The organism is Butyricicoccus porcorum, from assembly GCF_002157465.1.
GTDB classification, from domain to species: domain Bacteria; phylum Bacillota; class Clostridia; order Oscillospirales; family Butyricicoccaceae; genus Butyricicoccus_A; species Butyricicoccus_A porcorum.
In genome coordinates, this window is the sequence record NZ_NHOC01000002.1 from 343621 (window position 1) to 368742 (window position 25122).

Consider the following 25122-nt stretch of genomic DNA (forward strand, 5'->3'; position numbering starts at 1 on the left):
TGCCACATACAAGCATACATACGGGCACAAAGAAGCGCAGGGTTTTCGCCCCTGCGCCTATTTTGCGTTATTTGTTATCCAGCACATATTGTCCCGCGTGCAAAACCACATTGCGCAGCGTGTATTCCGCGACGGATAACGTGTCCATACCGTAGTAATTTGTAGTGGTATCCGTATAAACGCCGTCGGTATAGTTGATTGACACGGCTGCTTCTACTGTGGCGGCGAATGTCATACCGCTTTCATACCACCATTTGGACGCCGTACAAAGCGTCTTATCCTTCGACACGCTGGATGGCGCCGCGCCGGATTTATCTACCAGAAGGGAAAATCCGGTTCCGAAATACTGCGGATAGTTCTTTTTGAATGCGCACGAACAGTCCACCAACGACTGATACATCAACCCAAGCCATCGGTAATCACATACCGTTGTATAGAACTGCCATTTTTCCTTGTTGTAGTTGTGGTGGTCAATGCACATATCCGGCTGAATCAAATCCGTTATGTTCATGACGAGCTGTGTTTCAAATTCGCTTCCGGCAGATGGGCCACTGTAATTGTTCGCTGCTGTGTCCTTCGTATCTTCGCTCCGCACCTTCCAGTCCTCAACAGGGAAATTTCTATTGATATTTACCCCGTTGGCATTGCCGCGCAGTCCGTGGTACATGCCATAGCCATTCAGACACGGGATGATATAGATATCAAAGGCCGCCCGCAGCTTGAAGAAATTTTCGTCTGTCAAAACGCTGTCGCACAGCTGCTTTGCAAACAGATAGGCATTGTATGGTGCGGCATATTCATTTCCATGCACACCGCAGACAATCAGCAGCTTTGCCTTTTTGCACGTGCCATCATTTCCGGCAGATGCATTGGATTCAGAAAGGGTGTACAGATATGTCTTGTATGCCGGTGTATCCGCATAGATGCTGCTGCCCGATACGCCGTTGGCATAATCGGGGTATGTCATACTGCACAGCCCCGCTGCATCTGATTTTGTCACATAGTCGGGATATGCTGTAACCAGCCCGTCAAACAGACTGTACACCTGCTCCAGCGTTTTCTCCGGCAGGGTGTCGGCAGATAAATCCACGCCAGACAAATCGCCGGATACATCGCGCATAGTATGGTCGATTTCAAACCGCACAAGCGGTCGGTTGATCTTATTTTCGATTTTGACATACGCCGTGTAGGACAGATCTGTCGCAGCGCCATAATCCAAGCCGTCGCGCAGCATCGCACGGTATAAATATTGGCTGTGGTCGAAATCGGTCACCTCTGCTGACGCCTCGTAATCGATATAATCCACAAAATTTCCATCTTTGTCATAGCGGAACAGATACAGCCATCCCAGCCGGGACGTCGTGATCTTCTGCACATCTTCCGGCAGAAAGCCTGTTCGGATACGCAGGGCAAAACTGTTTGCAGTCGGCAAACCGTCTGTACCATCCGCAGTCTTGATGTGACCCTGTTCCCACACCGGGGACAGGATATGGTCAATACTACAGATTCGTGACTGCTGGTCGCTGTCTGTTTTTTCCAGCGCCGCAATCGCCGCACCGGTTGCCGCTGCGTCTGCCGACTTTCCGGCGGCAGTCAGTTCCGTGTCCGTCAGAGTAAGCAGCTGAATATGTTCCGCATAATCTGTGTCAATCGCCGTCGTCGTTTTTACGTGTCTGGCAGTCAACCGAATTTTTGATGCCTGCGCATCTTCTGCCAGCACATCTGCAACCAAAAAATCCTGTGTAAATCCAAGATCGGACACCTTCACAAATGTACCGTCTGCGGCATACAACTGTGCCCTGACATTTGCCTGATCGTCCGCTTTGACGCGAATGACATTATCGGGTATGTAGCTGATCGTGCGGATTCGGGTGTTGTTTGTATTGTTCGTTCCATCCGAATTGATCTGTCCGCTTTCCCACAGAGAGAGTGAATTGATATTGTTTTCAAGTTCTTCTGTAAATAAACGGATGTCCTGTGTGTTCTTCTCGATCTGCTCCGCCTGTGCGGCAGTCGCACCAGCCTGCACGCCGTTCGCCTTGCAGTATGTGTCGACAAAACCCTGCATTTCTTCGGAGCTTGCAATTGGTACACTGACTGCGCCGTTTTTGTCCGGAGATACTCCATTCACGGTTTTTACACGTTGTGCGATTTCAGCATCAGATAATGTCTGTGCCTGTTCCAGTTTCTGTAATTCTGCACTGGCGTCGTTCAGCTCGTTGCCCAGGTCAGATATTTCTGTTTCCTGTGTTTTCAGCATCGTGCTGTGCTGCTTCAACGTGTTGCTGTGCTGTTCCAGTATGGTATCATGCTGATCAAGTCGGACATCTAAATTGTCCCACTGTTTGACCGGCGTTTCTTCGCAGACATAATCCGCCGGTCTGCAACGAGGTTCGACATGCAGAATTTGTTTCCGTATCGTGCGGAACGATTCTGTTTCAGAAACGCATTCATAGGCGATAATCGGTTCGCAGGACTGTAGCAGGATGTTCGGCACTGCCACCGTTGGCGGGGATGTACTGCGATCCGGCTCGATGGGAATCGGCTGCTGCATGCCGTTGCGCCAGAATTCCACGCGGGAAACCGTCACATCCTCCGGATCGTACAGCTCCAGTTTCCGGTTGCTGTCCCACTGACGGAGTCGATTTCCGTGCAGCATCAGACATCACCTTCGGACGATGTAACAACAATGCTGCCGTCATTCCAGCCGACTGTACAGCCGGTGAGCTTCAGCAAATCGGGAACCGATGCATAGGAATGTCCCTTGCCAGCGATCAAACCGGGAACTGTGTGTTCCGTCCCGTTAACAGCAATATTCAGCTGGTCAAAATTGACTGCACGGGTATCAGTTGCCGCATCATATCCGGTGTCAAGACCGAGAACATTGTTGTACTGTTTCAAGCAGACATAGGTCGTCCCGTTTTTTGTAATGGCATCCAGCGTGAATTTTTCTCCGCCGATTTCAAACTTTGTCTTTTCGACCAATTCAGTTTCCTCCTTCTTCGGTTCTGTTTTCTTCGCAGGTGCGGGCTTGGAAATCAGATAATAACTCGGACTGCGGTCAATGGTCGCCTTACCGCACTGTGTCAGGCTGGTTTTGACTACGCCCTTGCTCACGACGCTGACATAATTGCGCCGGATGGATGACGCGGTATATTTCCCGCTGTACCAATAGCTGTCGAGCACCGTAATTGTCTGTCCGGATGCAGCTACAGCTGCGACAAAGTGCCCGCTGTTGGAAAACAGCTTGTACGTTGATCCGGCATGCAGAATTGCTGCGCCGCCTGCTTTCAGGTGGGAGAGAAGTTCAGCATTTTTGCTGGTGCTGCGCCATTCAAACCCATACTTTGAGGCTGCTGACCGGAGAAGAACTGCTTCATCCGTGCCGCCTTCCACACGCGCACCGCACGATACGGCGAGATTGCACATTGTCGGAATGCTGATATCCGCGATGCCCAGCGCCTTCAGAGCATTACACAGGCTGGCAGGCCCGCATGCGGAATTATAGATGCTGTTTCCGCCATAGCGGATGTTTTTGTATTCCGGCTCTGTCTGGAATTTGACTGTATAGTTCATGCCGACACCACCATCTTCACATCATAGTTTTCTGCGGCAGAGCGTTCCACACGGCATCCGCGCGCATCTTCCCAGCCTTTGCAGAAATACACCACATCAGCCTGCGCCATCATCATGATCGACTTACCTAGGAACTCCAGCGGCTTACCGTCATAGTCCGTAAAAAATGTATTCAGCGGTTCAACTTCTTCGCCGATCATCCGCTGAACATCCTGAACTGCCTGTCGACGTTCTGTCAGAATTTCGTCATTGGTTCTGCCACGCATCTGCTGCGAAATAAACAATTTTTTCATTCGTCCGACTCCTCTCTTCCAATTCCAATGATTTTCAACAGCTTGGACGCTGCCAAATCCGGATTGATCGCGCAAATGTTTTCCAACGCGCTGCCAATTTCCATCAGAACAATGTAGGTGCAGATCGCACCGGCAACCGGCAGGTTGATACCCAAATCCAGATACCCCTCCGCGTATTGGATGAGAATACCCAGTGCGATGCACAGGATTTCTCCGATTTTGTGAAACAGCCCTTCGCGCATCATCGAGGATTTGAACTTACCGGAACTGACCGCCTTAATCAGCCCTGTGACAAAATCCAACACAATGAATGCAAATGTGATTGCGTATACCATATAGTTACCTCCGCATGTTTTTTCCACAATATCAAAATTCACAGAATCTTGCTGTTGCAAGTCCACACTCTGCGTAGTACGATATATGCAAGGAGTTGATCGAATGAAAGATTTAAGAAGTCGAGAGAAGACGGGCGCGTGGAATGTTGTTTGGGTGTTGATTGTTGCAGGCATCTTAAATAATGTTGTAAGCAACCTGTGGTTTCAAATAGTTGTTGGTTCCGGGACAGTCCGTCCAACTGTTTTTTGCATCTGCCGGAGCGTTGCTGGGCGTTTACTGTGCCTATAAATTTATCTATAAATTTTCCGGTAACACCTGTATGTTGTGGTTCTGTAGTTTTTATACACTGTTTACTCTCGGTTCGTGTGCGAATCTGTTTGCTAACAGCCTGACGACAGGCGCAGGAGTTGTATGTGCGGCAAGCATTGTGTTTGCGTGGGTATTGTGGTATTTCAAAAAGTGGAAAAGTTAACACCGCAAACAGGAAAGCCTCCATCAGTTGCAATAACCGATGGAGGCTTTGTGTGTAACTTGAAACATCTTACGAAAAAAATCTTTGATGCCTGCCGATCCAAGGAATGTATCCGCGACCTGCGTGTGTATCTGACACGCTGCTCACAGGAGCTGCTGGAGCGTGCGACGAGCATCAAGCCGCGCCGTGCGGAGCTGCTGTGGGTGGACATCGACGTACAGCCGGTTGATTTCAACCGGGGATTTTTCAGCATAGATGTACGCTATTTTTACAAGGTCTTCACAGAGGTCAGCACAGGCTGCGGTTGTACACAGGAGCTGTGCGGTCTCGCCTATTATGACAAACGTGCGATTCTGTACGGCAGCGAGGGCTCTGCACGCATTTTCTCATCGCAGGCAGGATGCCCCAATGCCCAGACGATTGAACGCACGAACAAGCCGGAGGCGGTGGTTGAGTCTTGTGCCGCAGCAATCGGAATAAATCAGTCCAGAGGGAGCGGCACACCGTCCTTTGCGGCGTATACCAGTGTATCGCCCTGATATTCCAGCTTAAGCGAAAAGAACGGATGTTCCGGATCAAATAACAGGTTCAGGAAGATGCGGTCGCCCTCCCACATGGGCAGCGAAAGCAGCTTTTCGCGGGAAATCCACACGCAGTCGCCCTCGTCACAATCGATCAGAGTACCGGTGAAGCCGTCTGCTGTAAACAGGTGCATGTATTCCGTTTCCCAGATATCCGAGACAAAGGTGACGATGCCGCGGTAACGGTAGCTCGTCAGGGTCAGGCCGGTTTCCTCGCGCGTTTCGCGCAGGATACATTCTTCCGGACTCTCTCTGTCCTCAAATTTACCGCCGATGCCCAGCCATTTGTCATGGCTCTGATCATTTTCTTTCTTGGTGCGGTGCAGCATCAGATAGCTGCCATTGTGTTCAATATAGCACAGCGTGGTGTTTCTCATCGGGATTCCTTCCTTTCGTAGTTATTGTAGGCGGTTTTGCGGCAAAACGCAACGGTTATTTGCATATATCATCAGGGAGGAGGAATGCATATGGGCAAACGTCTGCGTGCATCGGATTACCGCGTGCAGTCCGACCATATACAGTGCAGGGAATGGATTCTTACTGTTTTGGGCGAGCTGAAGGAGGGGTAGGATGAGCAATAAGCCGGTACGCTTTGCGGCCTATTGCCGCGTTTCGACCAAAAAAGAAGAACAGATGGATAGCCTCGCACATCAGAAGGAATTTTTTGAGCAGTATGCGGCGCGGGAGGGCATGGAGCTCGTCAAAATTTATGCAGACGAAGGTGTATCCGGCCGACAGCTGCGCAGGCGGGAACAGTTTGTGCGCATGCTGTCCGATGCCGCACACAGCGCATTTGATCTGGTGGCCGTCAAGGATATTTCACGTTTTGCACGCAATACTGTCGATTGTTTGCAGGCGATCCGTACACTCAAAAAACAGGGCATTGCTGTGCGTTTCCTGTCATCAGGGCAGGAGAGCCTCGGCGATTCGGAATTTATTTTGACGGTGTATGCGTCGCTTGCGCAGGAAGAGAGCGCAAATCTGTCCAAACGTGTCAAATTCGGCAAGGAAATCAATGCGAAAAAGGGGCGTGTGCCGCCGATGCTGTACGGCTATGACCGCATCGATCTGTTCACCCTGCGCATTTGTGAGGCAGAGGCCGAGACAGTCCGGTTTCTGTTTGCGCGGTATCTGGATGGCTGGGGTACAGCGCGCATTGCACAGGAGCTCAATCGAATGGGTACGCCGACCAAGTTGGGAAAACAGTGGAACTCGCGAGGCGTGCGCCGCTGCCTGAGCAACCCGGTGTACTGCGGCACATTGATCAACCATCGGAGTACCGTTGTGGATTATCTCGACGGCACGGTGAAGCCGCTGCCGCAAGGGGAATGGTTTTCACATGAGCGCCCCGACTGGGCAATTGTTCCCCGCGCACAGTTTGACGCCGTACAGCAGGAGATGACGCGGCGACGGACCATCGCGGCGGGCAGACAGCGGATCCAAACTCACCGACCAAAGCTGCCGCTCAGTGGTCTTTTGTTCTGTGAGACATGTGGCGGCGTATTTTCCCCGCGCACACGCGGCGGACGCCGGTACTGGATGTGCTGGCACCATGACCGCGGCAAAAACGGCTGCACGAATGCCGTGAGCATCCCGGAAGCGATTGTATTTGACCTGCTGGAACGCTGTCTGCGTGATCTCACCCAGTCAGATGTGTCCTGCGTGCATGGACTGCCGCATGCGCAGCTGACTCGTCTGCTGTCCCGCATCGAGGTGGCAGAGGATCGGACGGTGCGCATTTTCTGGAAAAGGAAGGAAAATTGTTCCGATTATTGCGGCACAGACAGAAACACTTGACCCGCTGATTCTTTCGGCAAAGATGGTGGATCCGGGCTGCCGCTGCGGCTGCTGCTGTGAACTGAACAAGGTGCCGGAGAGCATTGGCTGCCTGTTCGGGGATGACATTATTCTGGATACTGATGTGAAAAAGCTGTACGTCACGCTCGGACAGTTTTCGATTATCCGCCTGGAACGTGACATTCAACTGCTCATGCCTGCCTATGACATCTGCATGCCTGCAAAGGATTGCAGCTGCACCGGTGATGACGGGAGCTGTGGTCGTGCGGAAGACCCGTGCGATATGTTTGAACGATTTGATTTCCCGGTTGAGGAATTTTTCCCGCCCAGACGGGAGAATGCGGATTCGGGCGGCCGCAACGGAAGACAGCCCGAATACGATGATTGCCGCTGTGAGCGCCCGCCGCACTGCGGATGATGTGCGAAAGCACGCAATATTGCCAAAGCCGATGCGGAAAGCCGGAGAAATTTCTCCGGCTTTTTTGCCGGAATTCGCGGAACCTATTGCGGAAATGGCGTTAAAGTAGTACAATAACCTTGATTTTAATCGGATTTTGATTTTCACATAACGGCTGAGTCCGGATAGGAGATACACCAATGTTTGAGAGCATGAAAGAACTGTTGGGCGCCCGTGAGTCACTGAATGCCACCAACGCAAAGATTGCAGACGCGGAAGCCCGGTTACAGGAGCTGGAGGAAAAGCTGACAGAAGCGCAGGAGGAGCTGCGCGCGCGCGAAGAAACCATTGCCAGAAAGGACGACATTGTCATTGCCATTCACAAGCAGGTGACAGCGGAGCGCGAGGCAATTGTGGCGGAGTACGCTGATCGTGAGGCGGAGGCTGCGGAAGAGCTGGAGCAGATCGAAGCGAAGCTCAAAAAAGCGAAGACCTATTTTGAGGACTGTGAGCGGCAGGTCTACTGTATGGCCAACCTCTATAAGGCAATGCGCGCAGCGATCACCAAGTACAGCTCGACTGGCTTCCCGGATGATCTGGACATCACGCCGGAGGAGATGGAAGAAATCCGCCTGACGGAGGAATCTGTCGGCCTGAAAATGCATTCCTATAAGATGGAAGATCTGCACAAGATGCATGAGGCGAACAACAAGCTGCTCGAGCAGCTGCTGACGCGTTATGAGACACGCCTGATTGTGCCGGCTGACCGTGTCGTCTTCCAGCTGATGACGCTGGGTATCCGCGCCGAGTTACAGCAGATCATCAATGAGATGGAATACGGCGAGCTCAACCGTGCACAGGTCAAGCTGCACCTGGCAGTCGGAAAATACCTGAAAATTATCTCGTTCGCAAAGCTGGACGCGGCGGAGGAACTGGATGCATATTCCTCCGAGCTGGAGGTTCTGCTCAAGGAAACACTGCGTCTCGAGCATGCATACTGCGAGCGGCGTACGGACTTTGAGCGCCATCAGGAGCTGTTCGGCACGGAAGAGGGACAGGAAGAATCCGAACCCGAACAGCAGCCGGATGACGCGCAATAAAACCGCGCGCGTCTGTGCGCAAATCAGCCTGAACCCTGCAAACAGCGGGCTCTTCGGTCAAACGGTCGGAGAGCTCCTTTCTTTTGGAATGGAGCAGGCGCTATCTGGAAAGAAAATGACGAATTATGGATGAGGTACTGATATGAAGCTCTCTCGAAAGCTCAAACGAATACTCCCACGCGTGCAAAAGCCGGCACGCTATGTCGGCGGCGAATGGGGCTCTGTTGTCAAGGACAGGGACAGCGTCGATCTGCGCTTTGGCATGTGCTTTCCCGATACCTATGAGGTCGGCATGTCGCATCTGGGCAGCCGCATTTTGTATGGTCTTCTGAATGCACAGGACGGCGTGTGGTGCGAGCGTGTGTTTGCGCCGTGGATTGATATGGAGGATGAAATGCGAGCGGCGGGCATCCCGCTGTACGGTCTGGAAAGCGGTGACAGCATCGCGGAACTGGATATCCTCGGCTTCACGCTGCAATATGAGCTGTCGTTTACAAATATTCTGAATATGCTCGACCTCGGCGGCATTCCGGTGTACGCGAGTGAGCGCAAAGGACTGAAAAATCTGGTTATCTGCGGCGGCCCGTGTGCCTATAACCCGGAGCCGCTTGCGCCGTTTATCGATGCCTTCCAGATCGGTGACGGCGAGGAGATCATGATTGAATTTACTGACCTGTATCGTCAGGCGAAGCGGGAGGGCTGGAGCAAAGATGAATTTCTGCGCCGCGCCTGCCATATCGAAGGCGTTTATGTCCCGTCTCTGTATGATGTCAGCTATAACGGCGACGGCACGGTGAAGGCGGTGACGCCGAAGGACGGCGCACCGGCATTTATACAGAAGCGTATTGTGCGCGATCTGGACAGCATGTACTATCCGGAATCTTTTGTCGTACCGTCGACAGATATTGTGTTCGACCGTGCGATGGTCGAGCTGTTCCGAGGATGTCCGCGCGGCTGCCGCTTCTGCCAGGCGGGACATACCTATCGCCCGCTGCGCAAAAAGAGTGCGGAAACGTTGCTCCGACAGGCGGAGGCCGTGTTGGAACATTCCGGCTATGAGGAGATTTCGCTCTCGTCGCTGTCGACAAGCGATTATTCCGAGTTGCCGGAGCTGGCGGACAAGCTGCTCGACTTTTGTGAGGCGCGCCGCGTCAGCCTGTCGCTGCCGTCCCTGCGCGCCGATTCGTTCAGCCTCGAGCTGATGGAGCGCGTACAGAAGGTGCGCAAGAGCGGCCTGACATTCGCGGCAGAGGCTGGCAGTCAGCGCCTGCGCGATGTCATCAACAAAAATCTGACGGCAGACGATCTGCTCAATGCCTGCACCTATGCATTCAAGGGCGGTTGGAACAACGTCAAGCTGTACTTTATGATGGGCCTGCCAACCGAGACCAACGAGGATTTTGACGAAATGGCGCAGCTGTGCCGCGATATCGCATACTGCTGGAAGTGCAATACACCGAACAAGGCGCGCGGTGTGCGCATCACTGCGTCCGCGTCCTGCTTTGTGCCCAAGCCACAGACTCCGTTCCAGTGGGATGCACAGGTGACAAAGGAGGAGCTGGACGAAAAGACCGCGTATCTGCGCGTCGTCATGAAGACCAAAAATGTTACGTTCCGCTGGCACGATTCAGACACCAGCTATCTGGAAGCTGTATTCGCGCGCGGCGACCGCCGCACGGCGGATGCGCTGTATACTGCATGGAAATCCGGCTGTAAGATGGACGGATGGGATCAGTGCTTTGATTACAATAAGTGGCTGGATGCGTTCCGTGCCTGTGGTCTGGACCCGGCGTTCTATGCCAACCGCCAGCGCCCGCTGGATGAGGTATTCCCGTGGGATCACATCGGCTGCGGCACAAGCAAGGAACACCTGAAGCGTGAGTGGGAGCGCTCGCGCCGCGCGGAGCCGACACCGTCCTGTCTGGAAAAATGTGCGGGCTGCGGTGCCGCCAGCCTGATGAAAGGATGTGCCTGCCATGTTTAAAGCAAGAATGCGCTTTTCCAAGACGGACGAAGCCGCTTATATTTCACACCTCGATCTGATGCACTGCATGCAGCGTGCGATTGCGCGCGCACACCTGCCGGTGTGGTATACCGAGGGATTTAACCCGCATATTTATATTTCTGTCGCGCTGCCGCTGTCCACCGGCTATTCCGGTGAGTGGGAATTTCTCGATTTCAACTGTACGGCAGAGGAACTCCCGGCGGATGCGGTGGAGCGTCTGAATGCGGTTATGCCATCCGGCCTGTCCGTGCAGGAGATTTATCCGCTGGACGACGGCGGGCGCAAGGTGCGCGACATCGCCTACTCTAAATTTGAGATCACATGGGAATTTGATGATGGCGTGCCGGAGGGCTTTGTCGATGCGGCGAACGCGCTGTTTGCCCGCGACGAGTTGACCATTCTCAAAAAATCCAAGCGCGGTGAGAAGGAAGTCAATGTCCGCGATTACATGCGCGGCATCACGCTGGAGCCGGATACCGACTGCGTGCGTGCGTATACCATTCTGGGCGCGGGCAATAACAACCTCAGCCCGGAATATCTGACCAAACTGATTTTACGTGAGCTGCCGCAGTATGCGCCGGATGGCACGAACTACCATCACCTGATGGTATACGACGCGCAGCTGAATGAATTTCGATAATACGGGATAGAAGTATATTATGATAGATTTTACCTCAAGACAAATACCGAAGGCGGACATCGCGCATCAGTTGGATTGCATCGAACAGATACACCGGCGCAATGCGCTGCGCCCTGAGCCGCCGCATTTTTACTGCCAGACCTTCGGCTGCCAGCAGAACGAAGCGGATACTGAGCGCATCGCAGGCATGCTGGCGGAGATGGGCTATGTGCGCACACAGGACGCTGCCGAAGCGGATGTCATTGTAGTCAATACCTGCGCCGTGCGCGAGCATGCGGAAAAGCGCGTGTTCGGCATCATGGGGCAGTATACGCACATCAAGGAAACCCGCCCGGATGTGACCATCTGCATGTGCGGCTGCATGGTGCAGCAGGAGCACATTGCGGAAAAAATTAAAAAGAGCTATCCGCGCGTCGATATTGTCTTTGGCACGCACATGCTGTGGCGTTTCCCGGAGCTGCTGCTGCGGCGGCTGAACGGCAGTAAGCGTATCTTTGAAATCTCCGGCGACCCGAAGGGCGAAATCGCCGAGGGTCTGCCGGTACAGCGCGATGCGGGTTGCCATGCATGGCTATCCATCATGTACGGCTGCAACAACTTCTGCACATACTGCATCGTGCCGTATGTGCGCGGCAGGGAGCGCAGCCGCCAGCCGGAGGACATCGAAGCCGAGCTGCGGCAGCTGGTCGCTGACGGCTATAAGGACATCACGCTGCTCGGGCAGAATGTCAACTCCTACGGCAAGGATCTGGGCATCGGCATGGACTTTGCCGACCTGCTGACTCGGCTGGATGCCGTGCCGGGTGAATACCGCCTGCGTTTTATGACCAGCCATCCAAAAGATGCATCGGAAAAGCTGTTTGCTGCGATGGCAGAGGGAAAACATATCTGCCATCAGCTTCACCTGCCGTTCCAGTCCGGTTCGGATGCGGTTTTGAAAAAGATGAACCGAGGATATACGAAGGAGGGCTATCTCGCTCTCATCGAACAGGCGCGGCGTTATATGCCTGACCTCGTGCTGTCCTCTGATATCATTGTCGGCTTCCCGGGTGAAACGGAGGAGGATTTTCAGGGTACGCTGGATGTCGTGCGCCGGGGACAGTATGATCTGCTGTATACCTTCCTGTATTCCAAACGCAGCGGCACGCCCGCGGCAGAGATGCCGGACAATACGCCCGCGGAGGATAAGCAGGATCGGTTCAACCGCCTGTTGCAGACGCAGGAGAGCATCAACCAGCAGCGGCAGGATGCCTATCAGGACAGGAAGCTGTCCGTGTTGATTGACGGCCTGTCCAACGGCAAGCAGGAAAGTGAATACACGCACTGTGGACGCACCGACGGCGGTCTGCTTGTTCTGGTGCGCGGTGAAGACCTGCACATCGGCGATTTTGTCGATGTGGAAATCGAACGAACCTCCCTGCGTGCGCTGTACGGCAGGGAAATTGGAAAGGGATACCATGGCTGAACTGACGCCGATGATGCGGCAATATTTTGACATCAAAAAAACCTGTGACGGTATTTTGCTGTATCGGCTGGGCGACTTTTATGAAATGTTTTACGATGACGCGAAAATTGCGTCGAAGGAGCTCGATCTTGTGCTGACCGGGCGCGATTGCGGTCAGGAGGAGCGCGCACCGATGTGCGGCATTCCATTCCATTCGTGCGAGAGCTACATTGCCAAACTGGTCAAAAACGGGCACAAGGTTCACATCTGCGAGCAGACTGAGGACCCCAAAAAGGCGAAGGGGCTGGTCAAGCGTGAGATCATCCGCACGATTACGCCGGGAACCGTTATCGAGGCCTCCATGCTGGACGAGGACTGCAACAATTATATTGCATCTGTCTATCTGAGTGCGGTCGGTGTCGGCGTATGCTTTGCCGATATTACGACGGGCGAGATGCTGGCGACCGATATGACCGGCAGCAATCTGAGTGCCTACGCGATGAATGAGCTTGGACGGTTTCTGCCGCGCGAGACATTGGTCAATCCGGCGGCTGCCAACGAGGAGCAGCTCATGCGGTTTCTGCACGACAACATTGAATGCGGCGTGGAGGAGATACGGGAAGCGGATTATGACCCGGATGCCTGCATGAAGCTGGTTCGCGCGCGGTTTGCCGATCTGGATGGCGACGCGTGGGAGAACCATCCCGCTGTTGTCTGCGCGGTTGGCGCGCTGCTGCTGTATCTTGCAGACACGCAGAAATCCGACCTGTCCAATATGGACACCATCCAGCTGTACCATCAGGGGCAGTATCTGGAGCTGGATATGAATGCGCGGCGCAATCTCGAGCTGTTCGAGACCATGCGCACGAAGGAGAAAAAGGGCTCGCTGCTGTGGGTGCTGGACAAGACACGCACCGCGATGGGCGCGCGCCTGCTGCGGCAGTGGATGAGCAAGCCGCTGCGCAACCCGAATCAGATTGCTCAGCGCCAGAAGGCGGTCGGAGAGCTCAAGGAGGACTTTGTCCGCCGCAGTGCGCTGACTGATGAGCTGCGGCAGGTGTTTGACATGGAACGCCTCATCAGCCGCATTGTCTACGGCACGGCAAATTGCCGTGATCTGCGCAGCATGTGCGCGACGCTGGAGCATGTGCCCGCCATCCGTGCGGAGCTGGCACAGTGCGGCGCTTCCATGTTGCAGGTGCTGTGCAGCTCGATGGACGAGCTGGAGGACGTCAAGACACTCATCAAGTCCGCAATTGTCGACGATCCTCCGTTTTCACTGCGCGAGGGCGGCTTTATGCGTGCAGGCTACAGCGATGAGCTCGACCGCCTGCGAGACATTGCTTCCGGCGGCAAGGGAGCGATTGCCGAAATCGAACAGCGCGAGCGTGAGGCGACCGGTATTCAGAAGCTGAAGGTCGGTTATAACCGCGTATTCGGCTATTATATCGAGGTGTCGCGCCAGTATTCGGACAGCGTTCCGGCACATTATGTCCGCAAGCAGACGCTGGCCAACTGTGAGCGCTACATCACCGATGAGCTCAAGCAATACGAAAACACGGTTTTGCAGGCGCAGGAGCGCATCACCGATTTGGAATACCAGTTGTTTACCGAAGTGCGTGAGCAGATTTCCGCCGCCGTGCACCGCGTTCAGATCACAGCGCAGACACTGGCACAGACCGATGTCCTGTGTTCGCTGGCTGAGGTGGCAGACCTGTACAACTACTGCTGTCCGGAGGTCGAATATTCGTCCGTCATTGATATTCGGGACGGACGCCATCCGGTGGTCGAGCGCATGCTGCGCGATACGATGTTCATTGCAAACGACACGCTGCTGGACGACCGTGCGAACCGTGTCGCGGTTATCACCGGTCCGAATATGGCAGGTAAATCCACATACATGCGTCAGGTCGCACTGATTACCGTCATGGCGCAGATGGGTTCCTTTGTCCCGGCGAAATCTGCCCGCATCGGCATTGCCGACCGCGTGTTCACGCGTGTCGGTGCATCGGACGATCTGGCGAGCGGACAGTCTACGTTTATGGTCGAGATGAGCGAGGTCGCGGATATCCTGAAAAATGCGACGCGGTTCAGCCTCGTTATTCTGGACGAAATCGGGCGCGGAACCTCCACCTTTGACGGCATGAGCATTGCGCGCGCCGTGGTGGAATTTATTGCAGACCCGAAGAAGCTGGGCGCACGCACGCTGTTTGCAACGCATTATCACGAGCTGACCGCCCTCGAAGATCTGATTGACGGCATTAAAAACTACAACATCGCGGTCAAAAAGCGCGGTGATGACATCACATTCCTGCGCAAAATCGTGCCGGGCGGCGCAGATGACAGCTATGGCATCGCAGTTGCAAAGCTGGCAGGTGTTCCGAAGCCCGTGCTGCGCCGTGCCAAGCAGATCCTGAAGGAACTGGAATCGACTGCGCCGAAGATTGACCTGCATGAGATTGCAGATGAGCCGGAGGACGACCAGATTTCTCTGATGGGCATGCAGTCGGATGAGGTTGCGGAAAAGCTGCGCGCGGTCAATGTCAACACAATGACGCCGATCGAGGCGCTCAATCTGGTATATGAATTGCAGAAAATGGTCGAATGACCGAAAGGAGGCAGCGCCGTATGGCAGTCATTCATGAACTGGATTCGCACATGGCGGATCTGATCGCCGCGGGCGAGGTGGTGGAGCGCCCATCGTCTGTGTGTAAAGAGCTGGTGGAAAATGCGATTGATGCCGGTGCAACACAGATCACGGTTGAGCTGGAGCACGGTGGCATTTCCTATCTGCGCATTTGTGACAACGGCTGCGGCATGTCGCCGGAGGACGCACCGGTTGCATTCCGCCGCCATGCGACGAGCAAAATCCGCACGCGCGAGGATCTGGCAGCCATCGGCACGCTGGGCTTCCGGGGCGAAGCACTCGCCGCCATCTGCGCCGTGTCCCGTGTCGATCTGTTTACCAAGCAGATCGGTTGCGTGGAAGGCACGCATCTGTCGCTCGAAGGTGGGAAAATTACAGCGAATGAGCCAGCGGGCTGCCCGGAGGGCACGACCTTTGTCATCCGTGACCTGTTTTATAATACGCCCGCGCGCATGAAATTCCTGAAAAAAGACTTTACTGAGGCGGGCTATGTCCTGTCGGTGGTGGAGCATGCGGCAGAGAGCCATCCGGAAATCATGTTCCGCTGTATCCGTGACGGAAAGGATGTCTTTCATTCGCCCGGCGGCGGCAGCCTAAAAAATGCCGTATTCAGCGTATTCGGCAAGGAGTTGTCCAAAAATCTGATCGAAATGCCGGAACACGAGCTGAATGGCGTGAAGGTTTGGGGGTATATTTCCAAGCCGCATGCGCCGCGTGCCAACCGCACGTATCAGCATTTCTTTGTCAACGGGCGGTTTGTCAAGTCCAAGCTGATTCAGGCGGCGATGGAGGAGGCCTACCGCAACAGCATGATTACGGGCAAGTATCCGTACGGCTGTGTGTGCGTCCAGCTCCCACTGTCGCAGGTGGACGTCAATGTTCATCCGGCCAAGACAGAAGTGAAATTCGCACAGGAAAAACAGGTGTTCTCCGCAGTCTATGCCGCATGCAAAAATGCATTGGCGGGCGACGACAATGTTCCGGAAATTCAGGCGAAGCCGGTGCGTCCGGCTGCCGCTGTGCCGCAGGAAAAGGCGGAGCAGACGGTGCTTTCCGTGCCCAAAACAGAGGTGCATGAGCCGGCAGCGCCTGCCGTGTCGGCGGCACCGAAGGCGGTTTCCGGCGGGACGATGCACCATCCGCCCGCCTATCGTGCCACGGAACGGCCTGCACCGCGCAGCAGCGGATTTTTGCCGTTTGTCGATGTGGATGACCGCGACGAACAGGCGCTGCGCATGCCGCACGAGACAAAGAAACCGGCAAAAATCGATTTGTTTGCGCCTGAAATGCCCAAGGCACAGCAGCCGGTACAGACGGAACCGGTGTTTGCTGTGCCTGAGGCAGAAGCAGAGAAGGCTGTACAGAGCATGCCGGAGCGGACAGAACCGAAGCAGGAGGAAGCCGAGCCGCTTGTTCCTGACCTGCCGTCCGCGCGCGTCATCGGCAGCTGTTTTGAGACCTATATCCTTGCGGAGGACGCCGACGGGCTGATCCTGATCGACAAGCACGCTGCGCATGAGCGCATGCTGTTCAACCAGCTGCGTGAAAAGGCGGACATTCCGACGCAGATGCTGCTGGCACCGGTCGTCGTCGATCTGTCCGGTGAGGAATATGCCGCAGTTTTGGATGGCATGGAACAGATTCAGATGCTCGGCTTTGTCATGGAATCCTTCGGACAGCACAGCGTCGCGGTGCGCGAAGCGCCTGCTTATCTGGATGCGGGAGATATTCCCGTGACGGTATCCGAAATGGCACAGAAGCTGATGGATCGGCGCACGCCTGTGCCTGACCGTCTGGATGACCTCATTCATACCGTGTCGTGCAAGGCCGCTATCAAGGCGGGCAGCAAGACAAGCATACAGGAAATGCAGTCGCTGTGCGACCGCGTGCTGTCCGACCCGGCTGTGACATGCTGTCCGCACGGCAGACCGGTGACCGTCCGCCTGACGAAATACGAGTTGGACAAGATGTTTAAGCGGGTGAACCAGTGATGAAACCAAAGCTAATTTGTATTGCGGGCCCGACGGCATCGGGTAAGACAGCACTTTCGATTGCGCTGGCGAAGCAGCTGCACACCGAGATTATTTCCTCCGATTCCATGCAGCTGTATCGCGGCATGGACATCGGCACGGCAAAGCCGGATATGGCGGAGCGCGACGGTGTCGTGCACCATATGTTCGATGTCGCGGAGCCGGGTGAGGATTTTTCCGTGGCGCGATACCAGCAAATGGCAGATGCCTGCGCGCAGGATATCCTGTCGCGCGGGAAAATCCCGATTGTCTGCGGCGGCACTGGATTGTATCTCGATGCACTGATCGAGGGGAGCACCTTTTCCGGCGACGAGACCGACACGGCGGCGCGGGAGAAATACAACGCAATTGCACGCGAACAGGGAGCGCATGCGCTGCATGAAATGCTGCGCGCAGTCGATCCGGAGTCCGCTGAACGCATTCACGAAAACAATGTAAAGCGCGTCGTGCGCGCGCTCGAGGTCTATGCGCAGACCGGCATGACCATCGGTGAGCTGAATGCGCGCAACAAACGACCGGAACCAAAATATGACGCAATCCTGTTCGGACTGTGTCCGACCGACCGACAGACGCTGTACGATCGCATTGACCGGCGTGTTGACCAGATGGTCGAACTGGGACTGGTGGAAGAGGCGCGCCGTCTGTGGGAGGACGGCAGGCTGACCGGCACAGCAGGGCAGGCGATTGGCTATAAGGAACTGCTGCCATACCTGCGCGGAGAAGCAGAGCTTGAGGCGTGTCTCGACACGCTCAAACGTGCCTCGCGCAATTACGCCAAGCGGCAGCTCACCTGGCTGCGGCGCGATACCCGTGTCAACTGGCTGTATTACAATTCTCCCGATGAATTTTCCGCAATTCTCCAACAAGCGACAGAAATTTTGTCTGCCCGGGGTGTACCATATGAAAAGTATCTATACAACTCGGGAGGATTGCTCTATAATGAAAACTGAAATCAATTTACAGGACAACTTTTTGAACAAGGCACGGCAGGAAAAGGTTCCGCTGACTGTCTTCCTGACCAATGGCTTCCAGCTTCGCGGCATTGTGCGTGGGTTCGATACATTTATCATCCTGTTTGACTGCGACGGCAAGCAGGAGATGATTTACAAGCATGCGATTTCTACAGTGATACCGCAGCGCAGGCTGGATATGTCCGGCGGACGGAGGGAAACAGCGACAGCATAACCCGAACTGCCGATAGGAGTAGCTTTCTATGGCATTCAAATGGCCTCCGTTTTCACGGAGAAATTCCGCAAAAGAGCCGAACCGCGTGTGGCGGATCGGAAAAATAAAAATCAATAAAACGCTCCGCATGCCGATTATTGTTTTCGCGCTGATTCTGGTTTACAGTGCGGTCAGCTTTGTGGTCAACCACTACAATCCGGTCAGAACAACATCGGCAATCCAGCTGACGATGGATGATTCGTTTTCAACGACAGGATATTTTATCCGCGATGAAAACATCATTGATATTGCGGAGGGCGACACAGTGGAATATAATTATTCCGAGGGCGATAAGGTCGCAAAGGGAGCTTCGCTCGTCACGGAATATAAGGATGAGGATGCACTGACGGTCAGCCGCGAGCTGAAAAATATACGCGACAACATCGAGCAGCTGGAAACACTGCGCACGATGTCGTCGACGAGCACCAATTCCAGCCAGCTCAATCAGAAAATCATTGCGCAGATGAATGCCATCAGCAGCGAGGCGGAAGGCGCGTCGCTGGGACAGCTTGCTTCACTCACCTCGGAGCTGCGTCAGCTCGCGCTCAAGAGCGGCTCGCTGGAGGACGGAAGCGATGACATTGACGCAGAGATTGCAAGCCTGGAATCGCAGGCGGAATCTCTGGAGGAACGGCTGGAAGGCAAGACCTCCGAGATTACCTCGCCGTATGCGGGATATTTCTGCGAGTCGGTGGATGGTTATGAAGAAGTGCTCACACCGGATGTGGTCGATGACCTCACGCTGTCCGGGCTGGACAAGCTGGTGGACAAAAAGAAATCCGCAGCATCTGACAAGGGCAAAATTGTCTCCAGCTATACGTGGTATTTTGCCGCACGGGTGTCAGATACAGATGCACAGCATCTGACGCAGGGCAAAACGGTGGAGCTGCGCTTTGCGCAGGTCAGTCAGGATGTGCAGGCAACCGTCGCGTCAATCCGTGACGATGCGGACAGCGAGGATACACTGGTCATCTTCCAGTCTCAGGATATGAATGAGGATCTCATTTCCATGCGCAAACAGGTCGCAACGGTCGTTGTGGCGTCTTATTCCGGCCTCAAGGTTCCAAAATCCGCCGTCCGCATGCAGGATGACGAAATGGGTGTCTATGTCCTGTCCAACGATGTGGCACGATACAAGAAGATTGAGCCACTGTTTGAAGGCGAGGAATTTTATATTGTCGAGCAGAATGTAACCGGAAATGATTCTCTGGTTGCGGGCGACGACATCATTGTGGAAGCAAAAGATTTGGATGACAAGAAGGTAATGAAATGACAGAGGAAGAACGCAGGCAGATTGAAGAAAAGGTTGCGCAGGCACGGGAGCGCATTGCAGAGGCCGCAGCTGCGGCCGGACGCCGTCCGGAGGATATTACGCTGGTAGCGGCGACCAAAATGAACGACGCGGACCGCGTGCGCGCGGCGATTGCGGCGGGCGTGGATGTATGCGGCGAAAACCGCGTGCAGGAGCTGCTGGAAAAGTATGAACAGCACGCGTATGACGGATGCCCGCTGCATTTTATCGGCACGCTTCAGACCAACAAGGTCAAATATCTCATCGGCAAGGTCTCACTGATCGAATCCGTCAGCTCGCTCAAGCTGGCGCGCGTCATCGATAAAGAGGCGGAAAAGGCAGGAATCCGTCAGGATATCCTGCTGGAGGTCAACATCGGCAGGGAGGAGAGCAAGCTGGGCATTGATCCGGATGAGCTGTTTTCTGTTACCGAGCAAATTGCCGAATTGGAGCATGTCCGTGTTCGCGGTTTGATGGCAATTCCACCAAAACCGCAGCCAAATCAAGAAAAAACTCTTTATTTCGACAGAATGTCCAAACTATTTATTGACATATCGGCGAAAAAATACGATAATATTACCATGGACTGCTTGTCGATGGGAATGAGTGCCGACTATACAGAGGCAATTTCCTGTGGGGCAACCATCGTCCGGCTGGGTACGGCTATTTTTGGCGCCCGCCATTATTGATATATTTGGAAGAATTGTTCCATTCAGGAGGAAGCAGAAAATGGGATTAGTGAATGACTTCAAGCGCTGGGTGAGCGGAGAAGTGGACGACGACGACTTTGATCTGGACGACGAGACCATGGAGTCCACAGAGCCGGAGGAACCGTCTTATTACAGCCGCCCGGAGTCTGCTGCATCCGCGCCGGTTGAGGCGGCGCACACGCAGGTTCAGCCGCGCAGAAATAATAGAGTCGTCAACATCAGTGCAACGACCCGGCTGGCCGTCGTGCTGGTGAAGGCCGATCAGTTCAACAATGTTGCCGATATCGCCGACCATCTCAAAAATAAGATGACGGTTGTGCTGAATCTTGAGTCGACCGACAAGGAAGTTTCCAAGCGTATGCTCGATTTCCTCAGCGGTGTTACCTATGCCATTGAGGGCAAGATCAAGCGCGTTGCGAGCAACACATATCTGATTACGCCTTTGGATGTTGAAATTGTCGGCGATGACCTCATCAGTGAGCTGGAAAACAGCGGCATGAAATTATGATTGCTGCTCTCCGGCCAGAGAGTAGGATAGTGCTGATATGATTATAGTTTACTTGACAATTAGGCTGCTCAGTCTGCTGCAATGGCTGCTTGTGTTCCGGGCGATTGCCTCGTGGTTCCCGCAGGTGCAGAGCTCGCGCATCGGAGAGCTGCTGTATGCAGTTACCGAGCCGATGATTGCGCCCTGCCGCAGTTTTCTCAGCCGGTTTCGCTCGCTTCGTACCATGCCGCTGGACTTTTCGACGCTCTTGGCGTTTGTCATTCTGGCCATGGCGCAGAGTCTGCTGTACGCATTGTATTGATTGCTGATTCGCACAGATTTTATTCGGCCGGGTTTTCTGCCCGGCCATTTTCCAGTTATTCTCCGCCAGTCGTGTGCTGCCGGATTTCAGGAGGTCAACATGTTAAGTTCCAGGGAATTGCGGGAGTACTCCATTGAAAAGGCCGTCTTTGGCGGATATGATACCAAAAGCGTGGATTCGCTGCTGGATCAGGCGGCAGACGATATGGAGGCGCTGGAAAAGGAAAATGCAGAGCTGCGGGCAAAGCTCAAGGTTCTGGTGGACAAAATCGAGGAATACCGCAGGGTTGAAAGCGGCATCCGTCAGGCGCTGATGACGGCGCAGAATGTGGCGGAGCAGACGACGAGAAAGGCAACGGATGAATCCGAGGAGCTGCTCAGCCGTGCGCGGGCACAGGCAGAGCAGATGAAAGCGGATGCGTCCAGCCAGTGCGAGGCAGTGATTCGACAGTATCAGATTCAGGCCTCACAGGAGCAGGCGCGCCTGCGTCTGGCACAGCGCGAGTGTGCGGCGTTTATCGATAAGATGACGCGCGCCTTCCGCGAGCAGAGCGAGCGCATTGCGTCCATACCCGAACAGGTTGGTCTGGAATTTACTTCGATTTCCGGACAGACTGTACAGAGCGAAACATTGGAAAGCCATGTGGAGGGTCCGGCGGAGCCGGCAGTTCCGCCGCGTGAGCAGCATACCTCCGGAACAGAGATTCCGGACGATATTTTGAAGATATTTGCCGATGCATCCCATGCCTCCCGCAAAAACGGCATGGAGGAGACCCAGTTCACCGTAGAGGTGAGCGGCTCTCAGGCAGGCGCAGATACATAACCCTTGACGATAAACAGCGTCAGCTGTTTGCGATATAGAGATGCCGCCCGTTGGCGGTTGGCGATTTGACGCCAGAGTTAGAAAGGAGTACGGTTCAATGCCGCAGGACTACAACAAGACAATCCATCTTCCCAAGACTGATTTCCCGATGCGCGCGGGTCTTCCCAAGCGCGAGCCGGAGTTTTTGGCGAAGTGGGAAGAGGATCATATTTATGATACATTGATGAAGAAAAACGAGGGCAAGCCCCTGTTTATTCTGCATGATGGCCCTCCGTATGCAAACGGTAATCTGCATCTGGGTCACGCCCTCAATAAGATCCTCAAGGACTTTATCATCCGCTATAAGAATATGACCGGTTACAAGGCACCGTATGTTCCGGGCTGGGATACGCACGGCCTGCCGATTGAGCGTCAGGCGATTGCCGCGTTTGGTCTGGATCGCCATAAGGTCAGCAATAAGGAGTTCTGCGAGAAGTGTAAGGAATTCGCACTGGAGCATGTCAATACGCAGCGCGAGCAGTTTAAGCGCCTCGGCGTTGTAGGCGATTGGGAACATCCGTACCTGACGCTGACCAATGACTTCGTTGCAAAGCAGATCGAGGTCTTCGGCGAGATGGCGAAGAAGGGCTATATCTACAAGGGCCTGAAGCCGGTTTACTGGTGCCCGCACGACGAGACCGCACTGGCAGAGGCGGAGATCGAATATAAGGACGCAACCTGTGAGTCTATTTACGTCAAGTTCGCCGTAAAGGACGACAAGGGCAAGATCAGTGCGATTCTTGGCACCACTGAGAACGTCTATTTCGTTATTTGGACGACGACGACCTGGACGCTGCCGGGCAACCTCGCCATTTCCGTCAATCCGTACTTTGAATATTCGTTTGTCAAGGTTCCGAATGGTGAGATTTACGTTCTGGCAACCGACCTGATTCCGTCTGTTGCGGCGGCTGCCGGCATTGAATCCTATGAAATCGTCGGCACGATTCAGGGCTCTGAACTGGAATATATCACCACCCAGCATCCGCTGATGGATCGCGAGTCGCTCGTCATCGTCGGCGAGCATGTCACGCTGGACGCCGGTACCGGCTGCGTTCATACCGCACCGGGCTTCGGTGCAGACGACTTTATTGTCTGCCAGAAATATCCGGAGATCCCGATGATTGTTCCGGTGGACAGCAAGGGCTATGCAACTGAGGATGCAGGTAAATATGCCGGCATGTACTATGAAAAGACCAATCCGGTCATTCTGGAAGACCTCAAGGAGCAGGGCGCGCTGCTGGCTGTCGAGACCATTGAACATTCCTATCCGCATTGCTGGAGATGTAAGAACCCGATCATCTTCCGTGCGACCGAGCAGTGGTTCTGCTCTGTCGACGCGATGAAGGATGATGCAGTCAAGGCCTGCCATGACATTCAGTGGATTCCGGCATGGGGCGAGGATCGCATGACCTCTATGATTCTGGAGCGCTCTGACTGGTGCATCTCCCGTCAGCGCACCTGGGGCGTACCGATCCCGATCTTCTTCTGCAAGAAGTGCGGCAAGCCGATTGTCAACGAGAAGACCATCAAGCTGGTTGCCGACCTGTTCCGTGAACACGGCACGAGCGCATGGTTCGATATGGACGCGAGCGAGATCCTGACCGACGACATCAAGTGCGAGTGCGGCTGTGGCGAATTCACCAAGGAAACCGACACGATGGATGTCTGGTTCGACTCCGGTTCCAGCCACGCGGCTGTTATGGATGAGCGCGACGATCTGACTTATCCGGCTGACGTCTATCTGGAAGGCAACGACCAGTACCGCGGTTGGTTCCAGTCGTCTATGCTGACCGCCATTGCGACCAAGGGCACCGCTCCGTATAAGACGGTCATCACCCACGGCATGATTGTCGATGAGGAGCGCCAGAAGATGTCCAAGTCCAAGGGCAACGGTATGAGCCCGCAGGAAATTACCAAGGAATACGGTGCAGATATCCTGCGTCTGTGGGTTTCTTCTGCGGATTACCGCGTTGATATGAAGATTTCCAAGAAGATGTTCAAGCAGCTGTCGCAGAACTATCTCAAGATCCGCAACACCGCGCGTTACATCATGGGCAATCTGGACGGCTTCACTGTCGATCAGATGGTACCGTATGACCAGATGCTCGAGCTGGATCAGTGGGCGCTGATGAAGTGCAACGATCTGGTTGGCCGCGTTCGTGCTGCATATGACAGCTATGAGTTCCACACCGTTACGCACGCGATTCACAACTTCTGCGTTGTTGATATGTCCAACTTCTATCTGGACGTCATTAAGGATCGCCTGTACTGTGACGAAGGCCTGAGCCGTCTGTCCGCACAGACTGCGATTTACCGCATTCTGGATGCACTGGTTCGCATGATTGCACCGATCCTCTGCTTTACCGCCGATGAAATTTGGCATGCAATGCCGCATCAGCAGGGTGACGATCTGGACAATGTCCTGTTCAACGACATGCCGTCCTACGACGAGTCGCTGGCATTTGATGAAGCGGCTATGATTAAGTGGGAAAAGATCATCGCAGTTCGCGACGATGTCAATAAGGCATTGGAGCAGGCGCGCGGTGCAAAGCTGATCGGCAAGCCGCTGGAGGCAAAGGTTGTCATCACTGCGTCTGACGCAGGAAAGGAATTCCTGGACAGCTGTGGTCAGGATCTGGCAAAGCTGTGCATTGTTTCCGCTGTCTCTGTCCAGAGCGGCGAAGGCGAGGGCGACGATTACGAAGCACTCGGCGGCATCAAGATTGCAGTCAGCCGCATGGAGGGCGAGAAGTGTGCCCGCTGCTGGATTTATGATCCGACGGTCGGTGAAAATGCAGAGCATCCGTGCCTGTGCGCACGCTGCGCTTCTGTAATCAGCCGATAATTTTATCAGACACGCTGAGGCAGAGGGTGCGTCCTCTGCCTCATTTTTTGAAAGGGGGCGTTCC

General features: G+C 54.4%; 23 protein-coding genes. 18 read left to right on the forward strand and 5 right to left on the reverse strand.

Translation table 11 applies throughout. The features are described 5' to 3' along the window. Window positions 1-67: 67 nt before the first annotated feature. Genes CBW42_RS03105 through CBW42_RS03120 form a run of 4 tightly spaced genes read right to left on the reverse strand, consistent with a single transcriptional unit; the run spans window position 68 to window position 4378 of the window. A complete protein-coding gene (locus CBW42_RS03105) occupies window positions 68-2659 on the reverse strand; it encodes a M14 family zinc carboxypeptidase (RefSeq protein ID WP_087017636.1) in 2592 nt (863 codons plus the stop codon). After that, a complete protein-coding gene (locus CBW42_RS03110) occupies window positions 2659-3576 on the reverse strand; it encodes a hypothetical protein (protein WP_087017638.1) in 918 nt (305 codons plus the stop codon). Before CBW42_RS03110 ends, CBW42_RS03105 begins: the two co-directional genes overlap by 1 nt. After that, the gene (locus CBW42_RS03115) at window positions 3573-3869 is read right to left on the reverse strand and encodes a DUF4406 domain-containing protein (RefSeq protein WP_087017640.1); all 297 of its coding nucleotides are present in this window, start codon (window positions 3867-3869) and stop codon (window positions 3573-3575) included. Before CBW42_RS03115 ends, CBW42_RS03110 begins: the two co-directional genes overlap by 4 nt. After that, the gene (locus CBW42_RS03120; RefSeq protein WP_087017642.1) at window positions 3866-4378 is read right to left on the reverse strand and encodes a phage holin family protein; all 513 of its coding nucleotides are present in this window, start codon (window positions 4376-4378) and stop codon (window positions 3866-3868) included. Before CBW42_RS03120 ends, CBW42_RS03115 begins: the two co-directional genes overlap by 4 nt. Here CBW42_RS03120 and CBW42_RS14600 point away from each other — a divergent pair. After that, window positions 4308-4493 carry a hypothetical protein gene (locus tag CBW42_RS14600; protein ID WP_165761028.1) on the forward strand — a complete coding sequence of 62 codons (186 nt, stop codon included), beginning with the start codon at window positions 4308-4310 and terminating at the stop codon, window positions 4491-4493. The genes CBW42_RS03120 and CBW42_RS14600 overlap by 71 nt on opposite strands. A gap of 243 nt (window positions 4494-4736) precedes the next feature. Next, window positions 4737-5216, forward strand: coding sequence for a hypothetical protein (locus CBW42_RS03125; protein WP_087017644.1), 480 nt, complete (start codon window positions 4737-4739; stop codon window positions 5214-5216). On the opposite strand, the gene CBW42_RS03130 is transcribed toward CBW42_RS03125, so the two are convergent. Continuing rightward, the gene (locus tag CBW42_RS03130) at window positions 5159-5635 is read right to left on the reverse strand and encodes an NUDIX hydrolase (protein WP_087017647.1); all 477 of its coding nucleotides are present in this window, start codon (window positions 5633-5635) and stop codon (window positions 5159-5161) included. The two genes, CBW42_RS03125 and CBW42_RS03130, sit on opposite strands and share 58 nt — an antisense overlap. Before the next feature lie 193 nt (window positions 5636-5828). Between CBW42_RS03130 and CBW42_RS03135 the strand changes: the two genes are divergently transcribed. The 16 genes from CBW42_RS03135 to ileS all read left to right on the forward strand — a co-directional run bounded on the left by CBW42_RS03135 (window position 5829) and on the right by ileS (window position 25058). Further along, window positions 5829-7055 (forward strand): recombinase family protein, encoded by a 1227-nt coding sequence (locus CBW42_RS03135; RefSeq protein WP_087017649.1) that lies wholly within the window; start codon window positions 5829-5831, stop codon window positions 7053-7055. Window positions 7056-7077: 22 nt separating this feature from the next. Further along, window positions 7078-7473, forward strand: coding sequence for a hypothetical protein (locus CBW42_RS03140; protein WP_087017651.1), 396 nt, complete (start codon window positions 7078-7080; stop codon window positions 7471-7473). 179 nt (window positions 7474-7652) lie between these two features. Continuing rightward, a complete protein-coding gene (locus tag CBW42_RS03145; protein ID WP_087017653.1) occupies window positions 7653-8552 on the forward strand; it encodes a hypothetical protein in 900 nt (299 codons plus the stop codon). 142 nt (window positions 8553-8694) lie between these two features. Continuing rightward, window positions 8695-10536: a TIGR03960 family B12-binding radical SAM protein gene (locus CBW42_RS03150; RefSeq protein WP_087017655.1), complete on the forward strand. Its 1842-nt coding sequence runs from the start codon at window positions 8695-8697 to the stop codon at window positions 10534-10536. Next, complete coding sequence (locus tag CBW42_RS03155) at window positions 10529-11197, forward strand: TIGR03936 family radical SAM-associated protein (RefSeq protein ID WP_087017657.1); 669 nt, start codon at window positions 10529-10531, stop codon at window positions 11195-11197. Before CBW42_RS03150 ends, CBW42_RS03155 begins: the two co-directional genes overlap by 8 nt. A 19-nt stretch (window positions 11198-11216) precedes the next feature. Next, window positions 11217-12662 carry a tRNA (N6-isopentenyl adenosine(37)-C2)-methylthiotransferase MiaB gene (miaB, locus tag CBW42_RS03160; RefSeq protein WP_087017659.1) on the forward strand — a complete coding sequence of 482 codons (1446 nt, stop codon included), beginning with the start codon at window positions 11217-11219 and terminating at the stop codon, window positions 12660-12662. Next, a complete protein-coding gene (gene mutS, locus CBW42_RS03165; RefSeq protein WP_087017661.1) occupies window positions 12655-15249 on the forward strand; it encodes a DNA mismatch repair protein MutS in 2595 nt (864 codons plus the stop codon). Before miaB ends, mutS begins: the two co-directional genes overlap by 8 nt. A gap of 20 nt (window positions 15250-15269) precedes the next feature. Continuing rightward, window positions 15270-17279, forward strand: a complete 2010-nt coding sequence (gene mutL, locus CBW42_RS03170) for a DNA mismatch repair endonuclease MutL (RefSeq protein WP_165761029.1) — start codon at window positions 15270-15272, stop codon at window positions 17277-17279. Then, window positions 17279-18268 carry a tRNA (adenosine(37)-N6)-dimethylallyltransferase MiaA gene (miaA, locus tag CBW42_RS03175; RefSeq protein ID WP_087017665.1) on the forward strand — a complete coding sequence of 330 codons (990 nt, stop codon included), beginning with the start codon at window positions 17279-17281 and terminating at the stop codon, window positions 18266-18268. Before mutL ends, miaA begins: the two co-directional genes overlap by 1 nt. Beyond that, window positions 18258-18503 (forward strand): RNA chaperone Hfq, encoded by a 246-nt coding sequence (hfq, locus tag CBW42_RS03180; protein ID WP_087017667.1) that lies wholly within the window; start codon window positions 18258-18260, stop codon window positions 18501-18503. The genes miaA and hfq overlap by 11 nt, the downstream gene beginning before the upstream one ends. Before the next feature lie 28 nt (window positions 18504-18531). Continuing rightward, window positions 18532-19815, forward strand: a complete 1284-nt coding sequence (locus tag CBW42_RS03185) for an HlyD family efflux transporter periplasmic adaptor subunit (RefSeq protein ID WP_087017669.1) — start codon at window positions 18532-18534, stop codon at window positions 19813-19815. After that, a complete protein-coding gene (locus CBW42_RS03190) occupies window positions 19812-20522 on the forward strand; it encodes a YggS family pyridoxal phosphate-dependent enzyme (protein ID WP_087017670.1) in 711 nt (236 codons plus the stop codon). The genes CBW42_RS03185 and CBW42_RS03190 overlap by 4 nt, the downstream gene beginning before the upstream one ends. 40 nt (window positions 20523-20562) lie before the next feature. Then, window positions 20563-21051, forward strand: coding sequence for a cell division protein SepF (locus CBW42_RS03195; RefSeq protein ID WP_087017672.1), 489 nt, complete (start codon window positions 20563-20565; stop codon window positions 21049-21051). Between the two features lie 37 nt (window positions 21052-21088). Further along, on the forward strand, window positions 21089-21352 hold the full coding sequence (locus CBW42_RS03200; RefSeq protein WP_087017674.1) for a YggT family protein: 264 nt from the start codon (window positions 21089-21091) through the stop codon (window positions 21350-21352). Window positions 21353-21451: 99 nt separating this feature from the next. Next, window positions 21452-22174, forward strand: coding sequence for a DivIVA domain-containing protein (locus tag CBW42_RS03205; protein WP_087017676.1), 723 nt, complete (start codon window positions 21452-21454; stop codon window positions 22172-22174). A gap of 97 nt (window positions 22175-22271) precedes the next feature. Further along, the gene (gene ileS / locus CBW42_RS03210) at window positions 22272-25058 is read left to right on the forward strand and encodes an isoleucine--tRNA ligase (RefSeq protein WP_087017678.1); all 2787 of its coding nucleotides are present in this window, start codon (window positions 22272-22274) and stop codon (window positions 25056-25058) included. Window positions 25059-25122: the final 64 nt, after the last annotated feature.